The sequence below is a fragment of the Streptomyces sp. NPDC045431 genome (assembly GCF_040646655.1).
GTDB lineage: Bacteria > Actinomycetota > Actinomycetes > Streptomycetales > Streptomycetaceae > Streptomyces.
Genome location: NZ_JBEZAQ010000004.1, coordinates 268,438 through 288,191, shown reverse-complemented (window position 1 = coordinate 288,191; position 19,754 = coordinate 268,438). Strand labels below are relative to the sequence as shown.

The 19,754-nt window shown below is 69.4% G+C and carries 13 protein-coding genes; 8 read left to right on the top strand and 5 right to left on the bottom strand.

The features are described from left to right. Positions 1–5 precede the first annotated feature (5 nt). Together AB0A69_RS12415 and AB0A69_RS12410 are read right to left on the bottom strand one after the other, a co-directional pair. Positions 6–203, bottom strand: a complete 198-nt coding sequence (locus AB0A69_RS12415; protein WP_361419119.1) for an MbtH family protein — start codon at positions 201–203, stop codon at positions 6–8. Further along, positions 200–1,525, bottom strand: coding sequence for an MFS transporter (locus AB0A69_RS12410; RefSeq protein ID WP_361419116.1), 1,326 nt, complete (start codon positions 1,523–1,525; stop codon positions 200–202). Before AB0A69_RS12410 ends, AB0A69_RS12415 begins: the two co-directional genes overlap by 4 nt. 221 nt (positions 1,526–1,746) lie before the next feature. Between AB0A69_RS12410 and AB0A69_RS12405 the strand changes: the two genes are divergently transcribed. From AB0A69_RS12405 to AB0A69_RS12395, 3 genes are read left to right on the top strand one after another with little or no spacing between them, the layout of a single operon-like run. Then, positions 1,747–2,490, top strand: a complete 744-nt coding sequence (locus AB0A69_RS12405) for an alpha/beta fold hydrolase (RefSeq protein ID WP_361419113.1) — start codon at positions 1,747–1,749, stop codon at positions 2,488–2,490. Then, positions 2,490–3,323, top strand: a complete 834-nt coding sequence (locus AB0A69_RS12400) for a metallophosphoesterase (protein ID WP_361419110.1) — start codon at positions 2,490–2,492, stop codon at positions 3,321–3,323. Before AB0A69_RS12405 ends, AB0A69_RS12400 begins: the two co-directional genes overlap by 1 nt. Beyond that, positions 3,320–4,012 (top strand): 4'-phosphopantetheinyl transferase superfamily protein, encoded by a 693-nt coding sequence (locus AB0A69_RS12395; protein ID WP_361419107.1) that lies wholly within the window; start codon positions 3,320–3,322, stop codon positions 4,010–4,012. Before AB0A69_RS12400 ends, AB0A69_RS12395 begins: the two co-directional genes overlap by 4 nt. Before the next feature lie 250 nt (positions 4,013–4,262). Here AB0A69_RS12395 and AB0A69_RS12390 read toward each other — a convergent pair whose 3' ends face one another. The 3 genes from AB0A69_RS12390 to AB0A69_RS12380 form a co-directional block, all read right to left on the bottom strand. Further along, positions 4,263–4,712: a hypothetical protein gene (locus tag AB0A69_RS12390; protein ID WP_361419104.1), complete on the bottom strand. Its 450-nt coding sequence runs from the start codon at positions 4,710–4,712 to the stop codon at positions 4,263–4,265. Between the two features lie 28 nt (positions 4,713–4,740). Further along, positions 4,741–6,387 carry a restriction endonuclease fold toxin-2 domain-containing protein gene (locus AB0A69_RS12385; RefSeq protein WP_361419101.1) on the bottom strand — a complete coding sequence of 549 codons (1,647 nt, stop codon included), beginning with the start codon at positions 6,385–6,387 and terminating at the stop codon, positions 4,741–4,743. 1,050 nt (positions 6,388–7,437) lie between these two features. Continuing rightward, positions 7,438–9,123 carry a DUF6119 family protein gene (locus tag AB0A69_RS12380; RefSeq protein ID WP_361419098.1) on the bottom strand — a complete coding sequence of 562 codons (1,686 nt, stop codon included), beginning with the start codon at positions 9,121–9,123 and terminating at the stop codon, positions 7,438–7,440. Between the two features lie 144 nt (positions 9,124–9,267). Between AB0A69_RS12380 and AB0A69_RS12375 the strand changes: the two genes are divergently transcribed. The 5 genes from AB0A69_RS12375 to AB0A69_RS12355 all read left to right on the top strand — a co-directional run bounded on the left by AB0A69_RS12375 (position 9,268) and on the right by AB0A69_RS12355 (position 19,726). Continuing rightward, the gene (locus AB0A69_RS12375; RefSeq protein ID WP_361419095.1) at positions 9,268–11,424 is read left to right on the top strand and encodes an N-6 DNA methylase; all 2,157 of its coding nucleotides are present in this window, start codon (positions 9,268–9,270) and stop codon (positions 11,422–11,424) included. An 88-nt stretch (positions 11,425–11,512) separates the two neighbouring features. After that, the gene (locus AB0A69_RS12370; RefSeq protein WP_361419092.1) at positions 11,513–13,504 is read left to right on the top strand and encodes an N-6 DNA methylase; all 1,992 of its coding nucleotides are present in this window, start codon (positions 11,513–11,515) and stop codon (positions 13,502–13,504) included. After that, positions 13,501–14,730, top strand: coding sequence for a restriction endonuclease subunit S (locus AB0A69_RS12365; protein ID WP_361419089.1), 1,230 nt, complete (start codon positions 13,501–13,503; stop codon positions 14,728–14,730). The genes AB0A69_RS12370 and AB0A69_RS12365 overlap by 4 nt, the downstream gene beginning before the upstream one ends. Beyond that, positions 14,727–17,921 (top strand): type I restriction endonuclease, encoded by a 3,195-nt coding sequence (locus AB0A69_RS12360; protein WP_361419086.1) that lies wholly within the window; start codon positions 14,727–14,729, stop codon positions 17,919–17,921. The genes AB0A69_RS12365 and AB0A69_RS12360 overlap by 4 nt, the downstream gene beginning before the upstream one ends. A gap of 227 nt (positions 17,922–18,148) precedes the next feature. After that, positions 18,149–19,726, top strand: coding sequence for a protein kinase (locus AB0A69_RS12355; RefSeq protein WP_361419083.1), 1,578 nt, complete (start codon positions 18,149–18,151; stop codon positions 19,724–19,726). Positions 19,727–19,754 lie beyond the last annotated feature (28 nt).

Below are 19,754 nucleotides of genomic sequence, written 5' to 3'. Positions count from 1 at the left end.
GTCGGTCACACCGGCCGCAGGTCGGTCCAGTGCTCCTCCACGTACGCGAGGGCGTCCGTACGGGGGCTCGCCCCGAGGGCGACGGTCCACCCCGCAGGGACGTCGATCCCGTCGGGCCACAGCGAGTGCTGCCCCTCGGCGTTGACGAGGACGAGATACAGCCCCTCCTCGTCCTCGAACGGATTGGTCCGTACGTCGCTCATCCCTCTTCCCCCTTCTCCGGCTTCTCGGGCTCGGCGTCCGGAAGCAGTACGTCGATCTCGCGTATGGAGCGCCGGGCGAGCCCCCACAGGGCCACGGCGACGCCCAGCAGCCCGGCGATGAGCAGCATCCCCGCCATGCCGCTGCCGGGCCCGTCCCCGAGGACCGGCCCGAGCACCGTGAACAGCCCGGTCCCGGCGCCCGCCTGCGGCTCGAAGACGGTGTCGGCGAGCGGCCCGGACACGCCGGTGGCGATCGGCACGGAGAGCTGCGACAGGAACATGACGGCGCCGAAGACCCGGCCGTGCCACTCCGGCTCCACCTTGGTCTGCACGAGGGAGTGCATGGCGCCGTTGACGAGCGGCATGAGCAGCGCCCCGGCGAAGATGGCCGCGCACCACCCCACGACCCCGTCGGCCAGGGCCATCGCCACCTGCGAGGTCAGGCACATGCCGATGATGCCGAGCATCATGCCGCGCCCCCGGTCCCGCGGCCCGCCCCAGGTGGCCATGAGCAGCCCGCCCGCGACACCGCCGACGCCGATGGCGGTGTTGACGGCGGCGAGCGCGGCGGCGTCGTTCCCGGTGCGGGCGAGCACCATGGGCTGTACGGCGGCGAACCCGAAGACCATCACCAGGTTCACCACGCAGAACGTCAGCATCAGATCGCGCAGGCTCGGCTGCCGGAACAGGTGCCGCAGCCCGGCCACCGCGTCCGGGAGGATCCGCTTCCGCCCGGTGGCCGCCGCGCGCGCTTTCCTCGCGTCCCCCGCGAACCGCACGAGCCGGATGGTGACGAGCGCGAGGACGAAACTGATCAGGTCGGCGACGAGTACGACCCCGACCCCGGACAGGGCGACGAGCACGCCGCCCAGCGCGGGCCCGCCCACCTCGGCGGTGCTTTTGGCGCTCGCCAGCATGCCGTTGGCCCGCTGGAGCTGGTCCGTACGCACCAGCATGGGCACGGCGGAGGCCATCGCCGGGAACTGGAAGGCCGCGCTCACCCCGAGGAGGGCGACGGCCGGATACACCTGCCAGGCCTGCAGTCCGTCCCCGGCGAAGTGCACGGCGCACAGGGCGGCGACGACCACGAGTCCGCCGCCGTCGGCGAGTTGGAGGGCGGTCCGCTTGCTGGACCGGTCGATCAGCGCTCCGGCGACGGGGCTGAGCACCACCTGCGGCAGCAGGGCGCACAGCGAGAGCAGGGTGACGGCGGTCGCCCGTTCACCGGCCGACCAGGCCTCGATGACGAACGCGAACCGGAGCACGGAGTTGCCGACCAGCGACACGACCTGCCCGGCCCAGATGACCGAGAAACCCCCCATCCCCGCGAAGCGACCGGGGCGGGGAGCTTGTGACTCGGTGCCGCCCTTGACACGTAAGGACTTGTGCATGACGACCCCGACGTCCGTTGACGGTTCCGTTGACGGTTCCTCAGCGGCTCGAACTTTCGCACACGAGAACGACTCGATCAACCGTTCGCCGGAGGAACCGCGGCGGCCTCGGTAATGTGAGCGCCAGCCATCGGGGAAACGGGGAAAAGCACATGGCCAGTGACTGGTTCCGGCGGTTCGCGACGACGCCCGGCAGCGGCGTACGGCTGTTCTGCTTCCCGCACGCGGGCGGCGCGGCCGGTGCCTACCTGGCGCTGAGCCGGCGGCTGGCACCGGAGTTCGACGTGCTGGCGGCCCAGTACCCGGGCCGGCAGGACCGCCGCGACGAGCCACCGCTGGAGGACGTCGGCAGCCTGGTCGAGGCCCTGGCCGACCAACTGAAACCCCTGTGCGACGACGGCCGGCCGTACGCCTTCCTCGGCCACAGCATGGGCGCGCTCCTCGCGTACGAACTCACCCGCGCCCTGGACGGGCGCGGACTGCCCGGCCCCCGGCACCTGTTCCTGTCGGGCCGGTCCGCACCGGCGCGGCACGCCACCGGGACCGACCTGCTCGACACCGACGAGAAGATCCTCGCGAGGATCCGCCTGCTCGGAGGCACCGCCGGGGAGATCCTCGACGAACCCGAACTGATGGAGCTCGTCATGCCGCCCCTGCGCGCCGACTACCGCGCGCTGCGCTCGTACGCCTGGCAGCCCGGCCCGCCGCTGCGCACCCCGCTGACCGTCCTGGTCGGCGACAGCGACCCGGTGGTCCCGGTCGAGGCCGCGGCGGCGTGGCGCGAACACACGACGGCCGGCAGCGACCTGCGGGTCCTGCCGGGCGGCCACTTCTACCTCGACCACCACACCGACGCGGTGGCCGGCATCATCCGTACGCGACTGGAGGCCGTCTGATGGCCGGAAGGCTCCTCGCGGTCAGCGACCTGCACGTACGACACGGCGAGAACCGGGCGGTCGTCGAGAAGCTGCGGCCGGAGACGGACGACGACTGGCTCCTGGTGGCCGGTGACGTCAGCGAGTCGGTCGAGGACGTCGCCTGGGCGCTCGGCGTGCTCCGCGACCGGTTCGCCCACGTGGTCTGGGCCCCCGGCAACCACGAACTGTGGACGACCCCCTCCGACGCCGTACAACTGCGCGGCGAGGAGCGCTACCTCCACCTCGTCGACCTGTGCCGCGGCCTCGGCATCACCACCCCCGAGGACCCGTACCGGGTGTGGGAGGGCGAGGGCGGCCCGGCGGTGATCGCGCCGCTGTTCCTGCTGTACGACTACACCTATCGCCCCGAGGGCGCCCGCACCCAGGAGGAGGCCCTGCGGATCGCCGAGCGGGCCGGGATCGTCGGCACCGACGAGTACTACCTCCACCCCGACCCGTACCCGAGCCGGGAGGCCTGGTGCCGCGCCCGCGTCACCGCCACGGCGGCCCGGCTCGCGCAGCTCCCGCCGGACCTGCCGACGGTCCTGGTCAACCATTTCCCCCTCGTACGCGAACCCACCCGGGCCCTGCGCTACCCCGAGTTCGCGCTGTGGTGCGGCACCGAGGCCACGGAGGACTGGCCGGTCCGCCACCGCGCGGCCGCGGTGGTCTACGGCCACCTCCACATCCCGCGCCTGATCCACCGGGACGGCGTACCGCACCACGAGGTGTCGCTCGGCTACCCCCGCGAGTGGAAGCCCCGCGGCGGCGCGGAATACCGGCCCCTACGCGTCCTGGGACACCCGGAATGATCGAATCCCTCCTCCCCGCCTCGGTCGTCGCGGTCGAATCCTTCACCGACGACACCGCCGACTCCCTCTTCCCGGAAGAGGCGGCCCTGGTGGCGAACGCCGTCGAGCCACGCCGCCGCGAGTTCGCCACCACCCGCCGCTGCGCCCGCGAGGCCCTCGCCAAACTCGGCGCCCCGCCGGCCCCGCTCCTCCGCGACCCCAAGGGCGCCCCCCAGTGGCCGTCGGGCTTCATCGGCTCGATCACCCACTGCGCGGGCTACCGCGCGGCCGCGGTGACCCGCGCCGACGCCCTCACGGCCCTCGGCATCGACGCGGAACCGAACCTCCCGCTCCCCGACGAAGGCGTCCTCGACCTGGTCACCCTCCCCGAGGAACGCCGCCACCTGACGTCCCTGGCCTCCCACCACCCCGAGGTCCAGTGGGACCGCCTCCTCTTCAGCGCCAAGGAGACGGTCTACAAGGTCTGGTACCCCCTGACCCACCGCTGGCTCGACTTCCACGACGCCACCCTGACCCTGCACCCGGCCACCTCCACCTTCACGGCCCGCATCCTGGTCCCGTCGCCGTTCCCGACGCTGACGGGGACGTGGCTGTGCGGGGAGGGGCTGCTGGTGACGGCGGCGACGATCACTTCCAGCCACTCCACGTCGACGCACACACCGACACCGGGACCCGTCACGTCTTCTTGAAGGACCCCTTCACGGACGTGGTGTCCCCCTTCGGGCACGCGCTCCCGCTGATCACGCTGGCCCGCCCGCTCAGTAGCGCCCGCGCAGATCACCCGTACCCCGCGGCGGGTCTGCCGTCCGGGCCCGTGCCGATCCATCGCCCGGCGCGGTTCGTGGAGTACCGGCTCAGCCACCTCCAGCCGCCACCGCTTCCCTCCGGCCGGCCGCGCTCTGCGCGGACTGCCGTAAGACACCGTCGCAGCCGCCTGACTCAGGTCCCCTTCACCACCGCCAGATGGTGCCGGAGTTCATCGGCCACCCGCTCCGCGTCCCCGTCGGCCGGAAGTCGCCAGTCCGACTCGATGCCCCGCTCCACGGCCGGCTCACTGCTGAAGCGGATGAGATTGCGGGCGGGTAGATATCCGTCCCGCAGCCAGACCAGGAAGGGAGCCGCCGCACCCGCTGTCGTGTCCGCGAGCATCACGCAGTCACGCCCGTGGACCGTGGCCGCGCCGTCGTACTCGGTGCCGTCCTCGGTGGCCGCCCAGAAGGAGAGGTACGGCTCGCCCTGATGCGTGCGGTCCTGGCGGACCTTGTAGCGGGCCTCGTGGAACGCCTCCCTAAGGGCTTCGCCCAGGCCGGCTAGTTCCAGCCCCCAGGCATGGGGCTCCCGCTCCGGCGCGTAGAACAGGAAGGTGGTCGGGTCGTCGTCGTGCGTCATGTGGGAATCGTCCTTCCTCGGCGCTGGATCACTTCACGTACCGGGCCGAGCCGGAGACCTGCTGGAGGGCCATCAGTGTCTGCCAGTAAGCCGCGGCCTCCTTGTCGTTGGTGACGATCTCCAGACCTCGAATCTCCTTGTGCTCGATCATCGCCTGCCGGTACTTCTCGAGTTCGGCCTCGTCCCTACCGATCAGGATGTCCTTCTTGTTCCACTTCTTGGTTCCGTCCGGCTTGAATTCATCCTGGATCTCGAACGTAGAGGGGCGGCGCCACGTCGTCTTCCTGCAGTCATCGTCCGCGTCCTCCACGTACTTGGCGTCGACCATCATTCCGTCCGCCGGTCGCATCCCGTCGGCTCCGATCGCCGGCTTCTCGTAGTCTTTGGGCAGAGGGACGATTCGCTCGGGATAGCCGGCGATCCTCAGCTGGTACTGATTCTCCTTGGTGTGGGGATCTGCCTTTCCCCCGAATCCGGCCGGCTTGAGCGTATTGACCCAGGCGACGAAATCCTGCCGCTCGGCCGGTGTCAGGAGCCGCGGCGGAGGGACGGCCGCCGGAGGTATCGGATCTCGCCACGGGATGCCAGGGTCGGGGTCCCGGTAGATCGCGGGGACCATCCCCGGCATGCCGCCGGTGTACGCGGCGAGGACGAGCGGCACCGGCCTCGGCGCGGGAACCGGCAGGGGAATGAGTGGGGGGACGGAGGGGAGCCCCGGGGTGGTGGGGCCGCCACCGCTCTCGGGGAGCCGGACCCGCTTCTCGGCGGAGTCCAGGGCATGGCCCACCTCCCCGAGACGCCGGATCCAGGGATCGCCCAGCACGGCGTCCAGGAGGCCGCCGTCGAAGCCGTTGCCACCGAACATGGGGCTGTCCCACGGCATGTCCACCGCGAAGAGATCCAACTGGTGCTGCTGAATCGCCTTCTGGGCCACCTCGATGTGTTCGGCGTACCGGTCGCAGGCTTTGGCGATCTCGTTGCAGGCAGCCACGAGGTTGGCGACGAGTGGTTCGTCCTCCTGGGCCTGGGCGGGTGGGCAGGCCAGCCCGACGCACAACTTGAAGTAGGCCCGGAAGGCGTCGGCAGCTTCCCCGGAATGCGCCTTGTCCGCCGTCATCGCGGCTGCCTGCGCATCTTCCAGGAAACGCAGCATCAGCTTGCCGCCACGCCGCCAGCAGCCCGCCACCACGCGCAGTTTATCCGGCGAGCCCCGGTAACGGTCGCTGCCGCCGCCGGGGACGTACTGCTCGTACCACGCCGTCTCGCCCACCACCTCGGGAAGCTCTCGGCCCAGACCGAGGTAGTTCTCGGGGCAGCCCTGCCCGGGGTCGCCCATACCGGCGGTCAGGTCCACCTGCTTTCCGAGCAGCGCTGCCACCATGGCGCTCTCCTGCGCCATGAACTCACGCGCAGTGCGCATGAGCCCACGACTGGCCTCGCCAACGACGTAGGCGCTGGATCCGATCTTGTCCAACGTGGCGGCGGCGGCCGATCGGTAGACCTTCGCGAATGCGCGCCCCGCGTCGTCGTCTCCTGCCATGCCGAGCTGCTCACCGAGCTCGTGGAACAGGGCGATGGCCGTGTCCCGGGTTCCACGCATGGTGTCTGTCAGGCCCATCGCTCCTTTGATCATGCCCTCTGCGATGAACCTGAGGTCTGGTGCCAGTCCGCTCATTGTGTCGCCCTCCCCGTTTCCCGCATTGCGGGCGCGAACAACGGATCGTACGACGGCAGTTCTACCGCACGGCTCCGACATCGGGCCTGTAGAGCGGAGTTCGGCACGCGGGAGAACGCACAGCTGGCGGCGCTTTCTCTCGTGGTCGAAAACCTGAAGTGGCCCGCGTTGCTGACGGTGCTGGGCGTCCTGATCAGTGCCTTCGCAAGCGTCGTATCACTCTGGGCGTAGCCGCCAGGCCAGGGGGCCTGGTGCCGTATCTGACTCACACGCCCCTCACACGGAACCAGTGACAGACAGCGACAAAGAGCCGGACCCAGTGGGACTGGGTCCGGCTCTCAATGTCTGGCACTTCCGCAGGTCAGCGGGTCGATCACGCTGGTCCGGCTTCTGTGCCCCCGGCAGGATTCGAACCTGCGCACACGGCTCCGAAGGCCGTCGGTCTTTCCGGCGTTTTCCCGGGTCAGCAGCCCAGCTGATGCTTCGTCAGGAGCTCTGTCCCACGCATGTCCCGTGAAAATGAAATGTCCTGCTTGGTTATCATTCTGGTTGGGATCAGCCGTGTTGAGGTCCGGTCATGCGGCCTGGCAGGCGGCCGCGACACGCGGTGCCTACGGCGGCCAGTGGCTCACCCTCGCCGACCATCCCGTCTCACCTGTCTGACCGCCCCGCTCGCTGGCCAGACCGGGCAACCACGCCTACAAGCAGCTGATCAGCCTGTTGCTGAGCATGCGCGAGTGCCACCGTCACCTCAGCGCGCCGGACGATTTCCTCGTATACATCACCGACCTACGAGCCACCCACAAGCGCAGGCGCAACCTGATGCGGTTGATGGACGAGCACGGTCTGTGCACGGTGGACTGGTCCGCCGGCGCAGGGTGAAACGGTCATCTGGGACGACGCTGTCACCCAGTTGCTTGGCGGGAGTGATAACCAGCGTGTCGCCGTCCCATGCCGGGGCGGATGCAAGGATGAACAGCGGTGCTGCTGGTGCCCCTGGACTGCGTAGGGAGTGTGCCCGATGCGGCAGCACAGGGGCACCGACGCGGCTCAGTAGTCGGCGCTCGGGGCCGGAATGCCGACTACCGCCACGTCGATGCCCTGCGCGCGCAGCGCCCGGGCCGCCTGCAGCAGAGACACCTGGGCGAAGGTGAACAGGTTCTTCGTGGTCAGGGCCTTGCCGCCCTTGAGCGAGATGGCGTAGACGACCTTCCTCGGGGTGAAGTCCTCGCCGACGGGGTGCCCTGGGCGTCGTTCCCGGACGCGCCGGACGAACTCGGCGCGCGCCTCCGCGTCGTAGCGCAGGGCGTCGGCGGAGACCCTGCCCTGGGCGAAGAGGTGGCTGAGCGGCGCGGAGGAGGCTGCCCTCTTGACGTGGATCAGGGTTCCGTCCTCGGCGAGCAGGTCCGCGGCTTCGAAACCGTGCGGATGCTGGGCGGTCTTGATCAGCCGACGGTCCAGGCAGACGTAACCCTGCTTCGCTGCCTCCCGGTTGTACTCCTCCTCCGTCGCGAGGTCGGCTGTCCAGGCCGGCAGCGGGCAGCCGGCCGGTGTGGTGAGCAGGGTGTCGACCTCGCTCCGGATGCCCTCCAGGTACTGGTCCCCGATCTCGAACCAGCGTCCCTCGTGGTGGAAGTAGCGGCTGGCGTCGAGAGGGAGCTCGGCTGTGATCCACTTGTGGGCCTTCACCTGGGCGCTCACCGGGTCGGTGCCCTCCTCGTCCCGGTGCATCTGTATGTAGCCCACGGACAGGGCTTCCAGGCGCCTGCCGGGCGGGATGCCGTCGAGCAGATTCAGGATGTCGTCGAGCGTCGGAGAGGCCATGAGGCGGCGAGCGGGCCCGACCTTCACCTGGTAGGAGAGCGCGGCGTCCTCCTGGTCGAGGCAGGCCGCGGGGACGGTCAGAGCGAGTGATCCGGTGTCCGCCGACGCGCCCAGCAGATCATTGAGACGGGCCTCCAGGACACTGCGCCGCGGGTCTGCGTTCTTGAGCGGCCGAACGCGAGCGATGGCCTCGAATTCGGGTGCGGGAGACCGGCGGGCGAGGATCGCCCGGATCTGCGTGAGGTCGTGAACCAGACTCTCGGGCTGCGCACCGAGATGGATCTTCAGGGAGTCCGTACCGGCCACCTGGGCCGTTCGCCGGCTGCGCTTCCCTATCGTGAGCTCCGTCGAGCTCAGGGTGCCGACCAGTCGGCTGACCACTTCGCCGTACTCCTCGATGGGGAACGCGCGGATGTGCTGCCCCTGGGCGGCCGAGCTCCGGTCCGTGCGACCTCTGGCGTCCATCAGGCTGTGCGTGACCTGGCGGATCGCGTCGGGCTGCGCGGCGCGCAGGACGAAGTCGAAGCCGAAGCCGGGGGAGATCCTGCTCTGATCCAGCAGGAGGTGCCCCATGCCGAAGGTGAGGGCGAAGACGTCGTCGGCGACAGGGACGAGGAGGGCGCACGCCGATGTGCGGTTCTCCACGAGCGGCTTGCGCCCGGTGAGCGTGTGTACGGCCGAGGTCCAGTCGGGCGGCCGGTGGCGACCGATCACGCCGTGGCAGAGGAGTGCGGGGGTGCCCCCGGTGATCACGTCCTCGATGACGAAGGAGTGGTCACGCTCATACCTGGCATTGAGCGCGGCGCGCAGGTCGGCGTGAGACGTGCCCGTGTTCCGGAGCAGGTAGAGAGTGCTGCGCCGGGTCTTGAGGGGGGTGACAGGGCTGTGGGTACGGGCCAGGTCGAGCGGCACGGCGACTCCCGCGGGTGAGGTGAAAGTTGGCGCTGACGACACTTAGTAGACTTTCGCGTGAAAGCGCTGTCAAACATAAAGTTCCGATTGGGCGTCTGCGGTAGTGTGTGAGCTGTTCATCCTGAGGAGAGGTATCGGCCTGCCATGCCCGAGACAACAGCCCATGTGACAGCCGCGGAGATTTCGCGCATCGCCGGTGTCACCCGGGCCACGGTCAGCAACTGGCGCCGACGGCACGCCGACTTCCCCACCCCGTCCGGTGGCACCGAGACGAGTCCGCTCTACGATCTCGCAGCGGTACGGGAATGGCTCGGCACGCGCGGGCACTCGCAGGCCGCCGACCCCCGGGAAGAGCTGCGCACGGCGGTCCGCTTCCAGGCGCCCGACCCGGACAGGACGACCGGCCGCATCGGCTTCGTCCTCACCCTCGCCCGCCGGTCCCCGGACGAGACGGCGGCGCTGGCCGACCTCACGGATGCCGAGCTCGTCGCTCGCGCCGCTGAAGAGGTGGCCGGGCTCCTGGCCTCGCTCCCCGGTCCGACGCCCGCGAGTCCCGTGTTCTCGGCCTCCGACGGCCCCACGCTGCGCGCGCTCCTTCGCTGCGTACGCGAGGAAGGCGGTCCGGCCGCGCTCGCGGTGCTCGCGGAAAGGGAACTGGAGGACAGCGCCGCGACCGGCGTCCACGGAACCCCCGAACCCTTGGCGCAACTGGTGGCGGCCTTGCTCCCTGGCGGGGTCGAGCGTGTCCTAGATCCGGCCTGCGGCAGCGGCGCGCTGCTGGAGGCCGCCGCCGGGCGCGGCGCTACTACCCTCCTCGGCCAGGACTCCGTGCCCGTACAGGCCCAGCGCGCCGCCGTCGGGCTGACCCTCGCCGCCCCACGGGCCGAGGTCACCGTACGCGTCGGGGACAGCCTGCGCGCGGACGCCTTCGACGGCCTGACGGCGGACGCGGTGGTGTGCAACCCGCCGTACGGAGATCGCGACTGGGGCCACGACGAGCTCGCCTACGACCCGCGCTGGGCGTACGGCGTACCCGGGCGGTCCGAATCCGAGCTCGCCTGGGTGCAGCACTGCCTCGCCCACCTCGCTCCCGGCGGCTGGGCCGTACTGCTCCTGCCTCCGGCCACCGCCTCCCGCCCCGCCGGGCGCCGCGTCCGGGCGGAGCTCGTGCGCGGTGGCGCCGTGCGGGCCGTGCTCGCCCTCCCGGCAGGGGCCGCGCCTCCGCTGCATGTGGGCTTGCAGCTGTGGGTACTCCAGCGGCCCGAGCCGGGCGGCCTCGAGCGCAAGTCGGTGCTGTTCGTCGACACGGCCGGGACGCCCTCGCCGAGTGCGGGGGAACAGGCGACGGGCTCGCCGCGTACGGGTTCCTCCCGTGCTCCGGTCGACTGGGCCAGCCTGACCGCGCGGGCCCTCACCCACTGGATCGCCTTCACCGCCGACCCGGACCGGTTCAGGGCCGAGCCCGGCACCGCGCGTGCGGTGCCGGTCGTCGACCTCCTCGACGACCTCGTCGACCTCACCCCGGCCCGCCAGGTCCGTATCTCGCGCACGGACGTCGACCCCGCCGAGCTGTTCACCCGTACGGAGACAGGCCGCCGCGAGCTGTCCGAGGCTGCCCGCTGTCTCCTCGACGCGGCGGACCTCGCCAGCTGGTCCGAACCCGGCGGCTCGCCCCGGGAATGGCGTACGGCCACCGCCTCCGACCTCACCCGGGGCGGGGCGCTGACCCTGCTCCGAACCGTGCCGGACACCAAGAGCCCGGAGCCGGACGGCGTCGTCTCCGCGACAGGGGCGCCGGTGCTCACCGGGGCCGACATCGCGCGCGGGACGGGCCCGACCGGAGACCCGGCGGAGCTACGCTCCCTGGCTCCCGCCCCGGTGATCGCCACGGGCGACGTCCTCGTACGGGCGATCGCGGGCGGCACCGGGCCGATGGCCCGCGTGGCCGACGAGGCCGACGCGGGAGCGCTCCTCGGCCCCCAGATCCACCTCCTGCGCCCCGACCCGGCCCGCCTGGACTCCTGGTTCCTCGCCGGCTTCGTCGGCTCGGCGGAGAACATCGCGGGCGCCTCCACCGGCAGCACCGTCCTGCACGTCGCTCCGGGCCGGCTACGGGTCCCGCTGCTGCCCCTAGCCGAACAGCGCCGCTACGGCGAGGCGTTCCGCCATGTCCACGAACTGCGGGCGAGGGCCCGCCGGGCGGCGCGGCTCGCTGAGGAGACGGCGGCTCTGCTGACGGACGGCCTCACGGGCGGCGCGCTCCTGCCGTCCGAGGCCCCGGCGGACGCCGATCCGGCCTGAACCCGACTCGTACGCACTCCCATCGACCACACTTGTCCGCACCCGCTCTGGTTGGGCGGGACGGTTCGGAAGGAAACCGGGGAACCCCTTGAACAGCAGTAAGCACACGGAGCTGGCGAACCACGCCTGGTCCGTCGCCGACCTCCTGCGCGGTGACTACAAGCAGTCCGACTACGGCAAGGTCATCCTGCCGTTCACGGTGCTGCGCCGCCTGGAATGCGTCCTGGAGCCCACCCGCGACAAGGTCGTGGAGACCGTGGCCCGCTTCGAGGGCCAGGACCTCGACACCGACCACTTCCTGCGTCGCGCCTCGGGCCACTCCTTCTACAACAAGAGTGACCTGACCCTGAAGAAGATCGCGGGCGACCCCAGGAACGCCGCGGTCCTTCTGCAGAAGTACGTGGGCGCCTTCTCGGACAACGCCCGCGAGGTCCTCGACAAGTACGAGTTCGCCCAGCAGATCAAGCGGCTGGACGGCGCCGACCTGCTCTACAAGGTCATCGGCAGGTTCACGGACCTGGACCTGCACCCCGACGTCGTGCCCAACCACAACATGGGCTATATCTTCGAGGAGCTGATCCGCCGCTTCGCGGAGCAGTCCAACGAGACCGCCGGTGAGCACTTCACGCCCCGCGAGGTCATCAAGCTCATGGTGAACCTGCTGATCGAGCCGGACGGCGACGCGCTCACCGTCCCGGGCGTGGTCCGCACGGTCATGGACCCGGCCTGCGGCACGGGCGGCATGCTGTCGGCGGCCGAGGAGTTCATCAGGAAGCACAACCCCGACGCCACGGTGGAGGTGTACGGGCAGGAGCTCAACCCCGAGTCCTGGGCCATCTGCCGGTCCGACCTGATGATCAAGGGCCAGGACCCGGAGCACATCGCCTTCGGCAACTCCTTCAGTGACCCCGGCCACGGCCGCGAGAAGTTCGACTTCCTGCTGGCCAACCCGCCCTTCGGCGTGGAGTGGAAGAAAGTCAAGGAAGAGGTCGAGTACGAGCACAAGCACCTCGGCGAGGCCGGCCGCTTCGCCGCGGGCCTGCCGCGCATCAACGACGGCTCGCTCCTCTTCCTCCAGCACATGATCTCGATGATGAAGCCGGTCGACGCGAAGGGCGGCGGCGGCTCCCGCATCGCCATCGTCTTCAACGGCTCCCCGCTCTTCACCGGCGCGGCAGGCTCCGGCGAGTCCGAGATCCGCCGATGGATCCTGGAGAACGACTGGCTCGAGGGCATCGTCGCGCTCCCGGACCAGCTCTTCTACAACACCGGCATTTCCACGTACTTCTGGATCCTGACCAACAAGAAATCCCCGGACCACAAGGGCAAGGTCGTCCTCCTGGACGCGCGCGACCAGTTCCAGAAGATGCGCAAGTCGCTGGGTGACAAGCGCAAGGAACTGGGCAAGCAGCACATCGCCGACGTCACGCGCCTGTATGCGGAGGCGATCCATGTTGCGGCGGACCCCGAGCACCCGCAGCACGCCAAGGTCAAGGTCTTCGACAACAAGGCCTTCGGCTACCAGCGCATCACGGTCGAGCGCCCGCTGAAGCTCCGCTTCGAGGTCACGGAGGAGACGCTGACGGCCCTGGCGGCGGCGAAGCCGGTCCAGAAGCTGCCGGACGCGGAGTCGTTCGTGGCCGCGGTCCGTACGCTGCTGGGCTCGTCGTGGGCCACCAAGTCCGAGGCGCTGGTTGCCCTGAAGGACGCGGTGGTGGCGGCCGGCCTGCTGTGGCCGACGGGCGCGCCCTTCGCGAAGGCGCTGCGGGACGCGGTGGGCGTCCGCGACCCGGAGGGCGAGGTGCAGCGCATCAAGGGCGAACCGGAACCGGACGCGGAGCTGCGGGACTACGAGAACGTGCCGCTGGGCGAGGACGTCGAGGAGTTCCTGAAGCGCGAGGTCCTGCCGCACGTGCCGGACGCGTGGATCGACCCCACGAAGACGAAGATCGGCTACGAGATCCCGTTCACGCGGCACTTTTATGTGTACGAGCCGCCGAGGCCGCTGGCGGAGATTGACGCGGAGCTGAAGGCTCTGGAGGCGGAGATTCAGGCGCTGCTGGGGGAGGTGACTGAGTGAAGACTATCTCGCTGAAGTACGTCGCCAGGATCAACGCTGGTCAGTCCCCTCCTTCTGCAGAGGTAGCCGACCTGGTGGCAGGACGGCCGTTCCTTCAGGGAAATGCCGAGTTTGGGGCAGTCCACCCTACCGCTCGCCACCAGTGCGACACCGCCCCGAAAGTGGCGAGCGTCGGAGATGTGCTGCTTTCCGTTCGAGCGCCGGTTGGGGCTCTCAATATCGCGGACGTGCCGTACGGTATCGGGCGTGGTCTGTGCGCCGTCACTCCTGAAGACTGTGACCCCCGTTTTCTGTGGTGGTGGTTGCACCAAGCCCGCCCGAGGCTCGACGCAGTTTCCACCGGCACCACCTACAGGGCCGTTACGGCCGAGGATGTTGGGGCACTTGCGTACCCGGTCCTGTCCAGGGACGAGCAGCGCCGCATCGCCGACTTCCTCGACGTCGAAATCTCCCGCATCGACAGGATCGTTTTCGCGAAGGAGAAGGCCTCGGCGCGTATTGATGAGCGTCGAGTATCTCTCATCAGTCAGTTTTGCCTGCGTGGGTTGGGAGGAGATTATTCGCTGCGTGACAGCGGGATCGACCCGCTTGGCCCCGTTCCGGAGCATTGGGCCGTCACGCGTAACAAGAACTTCATGCGCGAGATCGTGGATCTGTCAGAAGATGGAGAAGAAGAGCTCCTCACGGTGTCTCACCTCACGGGTGTGACCCCTCGAAGCGAAAAGAATGTCTTCATGTTCAAGGCCGAGTCCATGGTCGGCTATAAGGTCTGCCGCCCTGGCGACCTGGTCATCAACACGCTGTGGGCTTGGATGGGTGCGCTTGGGGTGTCCAACCACGAAGGCATTGTGAGTCCGGCGTACGGGGTCTATCGCTTCACGTCGCAGGACATGGTTCCTGAGTACTTTGACCTTTTGTATCGAACGCCTGAGTATGTCTGCGAGATGACTCGGTATTCGAAGGGCGTCTGGACATCTCGCCTTCGCTTGTACCCGGAGTCCTTTCTAGCCCTCAGTGCACCAGTGCCGCCGCGGGACGAGCAGGCGGAAATCGTCCGAACCGTTGAGCGTGAAGTTCAGCCCGGTACCAGGTTGCAGAACGCCATCCGGCGTTCTAACGCCCTTCTTACTGAGCGCCGCCAAGCCCTCATCACCGCCGCCGTAACCGGCCAGTTCGACGTCTCCACCGCCAGCGGACGCAACGTCACGGAGGGAATCACCGCATGAGCAACGGCCCCGTCCACCGCGAGTCCGCCTTCGGCGAAGCCATAGTCGCCGCCATGACAGAGCGCGGCTGGCGCGAAGCGAGGCCCGTCGGCTATCAGCCCGACCTCGGCCTGGACACACAGGAACTCTTCGAGTTCCTCGGCAGGACCCAGGCCGAGGAGTGGCACGAGCTCCGCACCGTCTACGGCGACGCCAACGAGGCCCAGCGTGGCTTCGCCCGGCGCCTGGACCAGGCGATCGCCACCGACGGGCTGCTCCACGTCCTCCGCAACGGCGTCAAGGACCGAGGCGTACGGCTCCGCGTCGCCTACTTCAAGCCAAACCTGGTCCCGGACGACTCCGTCCTCGACGGCTACCGCGCCAACCGTCTCACCGTCGTCCGTGAACTCCCTTACGCCACCAAGCAGCGCGACTGGCACAACCGCCTTGACCTCGCCCTGTTCCTCAACGGCATCCCCATCGCCACCGCCGAGCTGAAGAACCCCCTCACCGGCCAGGGTGTCGAGCACGCCATGAACCAGTACCGGACCGACCGCGACCCCACCGAGCTGATCTTCACCCGCCGGGTCATCGCCAACTTCGCCGTCGATCCGGACCTGGTCTTCGTCACGACTACCCTCAAGGGCAAGAACACCCGGTTCCTGCCCTTCAACACCGGCTCCGAAGGCCCCGGCCGCCCCGGCGGTGCCGGTAACCCCGCGCCCACGGCGTACGGCCAGTACGCGACCTCCTATCTCTGGGAGCAGGTCTGGCAGCGGGACAACTGGCTGGATCTCCTCCAGCGGTTCGTCCACCAGCACAAGACGAAGACGCCCGGCGGCGGCACCACCCGCACCACGATCTTCCCCCGCTACCACCAGTGGGACGTGGTCAAGAAGCTGACCGCCCATGCCGCCACCCACGGCGCCGGGCACAACTACCTGGTCATGGCCTCCGCCGGATCGGGCAAGTCCAACACCATCGGCTGGCTCGCCCATCGCCTTTCCGACCTGCACGCGGACAACGACCCCCGCGCCCTTGACACCGAGGCCCTGACGGCCGGCTTCGTCAAGCCCGGCGCACCCGTGTTCGACAAGGTCATCGTCATCACCGACCGCCGGAACCTGGACGCCCAGCTCCGCGAGACGGTCGGCGGGTTCTCGCAGACCGACGGCCTGGTCGTGAAGATCGACGAGAAGCACGGCGCGAAGAGCGAACAGCTCGCCCGCGCGCTCTCCCGGGACACCGGCAAGATCGTCACCGTCACCCTGCACTCCTTCCCCGCGCTCCTCGACTACATGAAGCGCCACCCGACGGAGCTCAGCGGCACGACCTTCGCGATCATCCTGGACGAGGCGCACTCCTCCCAGTCAGGCGACGCGGCCACCGCCGTACGCGCCGCCCTCCGCGAACTCGGCCTCGACTCCGACTCCGAGGACGCGGGCGCCACCAGCGTCACCGTCACCGACAAGCTCAAGAAGAAGGCCCTGGAGCGCTCCCGGGCCGCGAACCTCTCCTACTTCGCCTTCACCGCCACCCCCAAGGCCAAGACCCTGGAACTCTTCGGCACCCCGCACACGGTGGACGGCAAGGAGGTGTACCGCCCCTTCCACACGTACTCGATGCGCCAGGCCATCGAGGAAGGCTTCATCCTCGACCCCCTGCGCAACTACGTCACGTACAACACGTACTGGAAGCTGGTGAACCAGAACCGCGACGAGATCGAGGTGGACCCCTCCAAGGCGAACTCTCTCCTCGCCCGGTTCGCGCTCACCCACGACTCCACGGTCTCCCAGCACGCCCAGGTGATCGTGGAGCACTTCGTCACCCACACCCGCGGCCGGCTCGGCGGCCGGGCCAAGGCCATGGTCGTGACCGCTTCCCGGCACTCCGCCGTGCAGATGGCCCGCGCGATCAAGAGCTACATCAAGGACCGGGACTACGACACCAGGTATCCCGACCTGGGCGTCCTCGTCGCCTTCTCCGGCTCGCTCACCATCGACGGCGAGGAGGTCACCGAGCCGAAGGAGAACGGCGGCCTGTCCGAGAGCGCGCTGCCCAAGGCGTTCGCCTACACCCGCGCCGACGACAAGGCCGTCCAGGCTGGCGCGAAGGGACAGCCGGAGTACAGGATCCTGGTGGTTGCCGAGAAGTACCAGACCGGCTTCGACCAGCCTCTGTTGACGACGATGTACGTCAACAAGACGCTGTCCGGCATCGCAGCCGTGCAGACCCTCTCCCGCCTCAACCGGACCGCCGACCGCAAGTCCCAGGCGGACCTTGCCGTCCTGGACTTCGTCAACGACGCCGAGGACATCAAGGACGCGTTCCGGCCGTACTTCGAGGAGGCGAACACCCTCCCCTCCGACCCGAACCTCCTCTACACCGCCCAGAGCCGGGTCATGTCCGCGCCGATCGTCTCGGAAGCGGAGATGGACGAGTTCGCCGCCGCGTACTTCGGCGCCAAGGAGAAGGCCGCCGGATCACAGGCCGCATGGGAGAAGCTGCACGCCGAGCTGTACCGCCGGCTCTCCCCGGCCGTGGCCCGGTACGAGGCCCTGCGCGACAACGACGAGGATGACGACGCGGTCCAGACCGCGGAGGACTTCCGCGCCGACCTCAACGACTACGTCCGCAAGTACGGCTTCCTCGCCCAGATCGTGCCCTACCACGACCCCGACCTGGAGCGGCTGTACCTCTACGGCCGGTACCTCCTCACCCGGCTGCGCGGCAAGACCGACGGGGGAGTGGACATCGGCGAGGTCGACCTCAGCCATCTGCGAGTGGAGAAGACCGGCGAACACGACGTCTCGCTGTCCCCCGAGGGGGCGGCGACGATGCCGGGCTTCGGAGACGGCACGGGCGGCGCCAAGGACGCCGAGAAGTCGCTGCTCTCCGAGCTGATCGAGAAGTTCAACGCCAAGTTCGGCACGGACTTCACCGAACAGGACGTCATCCGTCCCTTCGAGGAGGCGAAGGCCGATCCCAAGGTCAGGAAGGCGGCGGTCGCCAACGACGACGTCGACAACTTCGGGAAGGTCTTCGACAAGGTCTTCGCCGACAAGATGGCCGACCACATCGACTCCATCGCTGGTCTCGGTCGCCAGTACTTCGGCTCCGACCGGAACTTCAAGTCCAGCCTCGACCGCAGCGCCCGCCGCGCAGCGTGGCGGATGATCCGCCGCGAGGAGGGCGTGGACGACGCTGCGTAGTTCTCGTCGGTACCTGCCGGGTCCTGTGCACCTCATCGGTGCACAGGACCGATGACGACAGGCGACGTCACGATGCGCAGACGTTTTTCGGCCAGATGTAACGGACCTTCCCCATCTCCCTGGACGGAAGATCGACACCCCCACCACACTGGTCCTGACATGTCGGGCCGGCCGACACCACCTGGGGTACCACGTCGGCGACAGCAACACGACGGGGCGGGGGCACGGTGCCGCAGCAGGTGATCGCCGGGCGTTACGAACTCCTGGAAGAGCTCAGCCACGGCGGCATGGGCGACGTCTGGCGCGGCTATGACGCCGTCCTGGACCGGCCCGTCGCCGTGAAGCTCATCCGGCCTCAGGCCGTCACCTCACCGCAGATGGCCGACGAGCTGGCCAAGCGGTTCCGGCGCGAGGCCCGGATCACGGCCCGCATCCAGCACCCCGGCGTGCCGCAGGTCTATGACGCGGTCCTGGACGACACCCATGAGCGCCTGTTCCTTGTCATGGAGCTGGTGGAGGGCGTGCCGCTGTCCGCGTATGTGGACCCGGCCCGGCCGCTGCCGGTGAGCTGGGCCGTGGCCGTGGCGGCGCAGGTGGCCACCGTCCTGTCGCACGCCCACGAGATCCCCGTGATCCACCGGGACCTCAAGCCGGGGAACGTCCTCGTCGCCCACGACGGGACCGTGAAGGTCCTGGACTTCGGCATCGCGGCGATCCTGCGCACCGACGCGACCAAGCTGACCGCCACCGGGAGCCCCATCGGGACGTCCCAGTACATGGCGCCCGAGCAGGTGCGGGGCGGGCGCGTCACCCCGCGGACGGACCTGTACGCGCTCGGGTGCGTCCTCCACGAACTGCTCGCCGGGCGCGCCCTGTTTCAGGCGGACAGCGAGCTGGCGCTCATGTATCAGCACGTCACCAAGGACCCCACCCCGCTCAGACGGCTGCGCCCCGAGGTGCCTGCCGCGCTGGAGGAACTCGTCCTGCACCTGCTCCGCAAGGTCCCCGAGGCACGGCCCGCCGACGTCCAGGAGGTGTACGGGCGGCTGCGGCCCTTCCTTCCGAAGGTCGGTCAGGAGCCGGTGCCGGGTGAGACCGGTCCGGCCGGAGCCCCGGACCCGACAGGGCTGTTCCGCGATCCGTACGCGCCCCGCTCCCGGCCTCAGCCGGCGGTCATCCCGACGCCTTCGGGAGAGTCGGCGCCCGCGCCCCTCCCCGTACCGGACGAACTCCGCGCGGACATCAAGGAGGCGTACGCGCACTCCGACGCCCTCCTCGAAGAGGAGCGGTTCGCGCAGGCCGCCGAGGTGCTGAGCGAGGTCATCGAGCCGGCCGCCCGCGCCCTCGGCACCGACAACCGGCAGGTGCTTGAGCTGCGTACCCAGCGGGCGGCGATCCGGCTGCTCGGCGGGGACTACCGGGCCGCGCTGCCCGAGTTCACCGCGCTCGCCGACGCGTACGGCCGCATCGCCGGACCCACCAGCGAGCGGGCCCGCGCCTGCCGGGCCCAGGCCGCCCGCTGCCGCGCCGAACTCGGGCAGGTGACGGAGGCGCTGTCAGTGCTGGAATCGGTGCTGGCCGTCGTCCGGTCCGTGGACAGCGACGTCAGCGAGGAAGCCATCGAGCTGCGCCGCGACATCGGCATGCTGCTGCTCGCCCAGGGCCGCGCCGCCGACGCCCTTGTTGTCCTGGAACCGCTGCACGCCGACCTGAACGTCGTCTACGGGCCCGCGGACGAGCTGACGGGCGAGGTCGCCGAGGCGCTGGCACTGATACGGCTGGATCCCGGCGGTCAGGGGTCCTGAGCCCCGACGAGGGTCTCGTGCACATCGC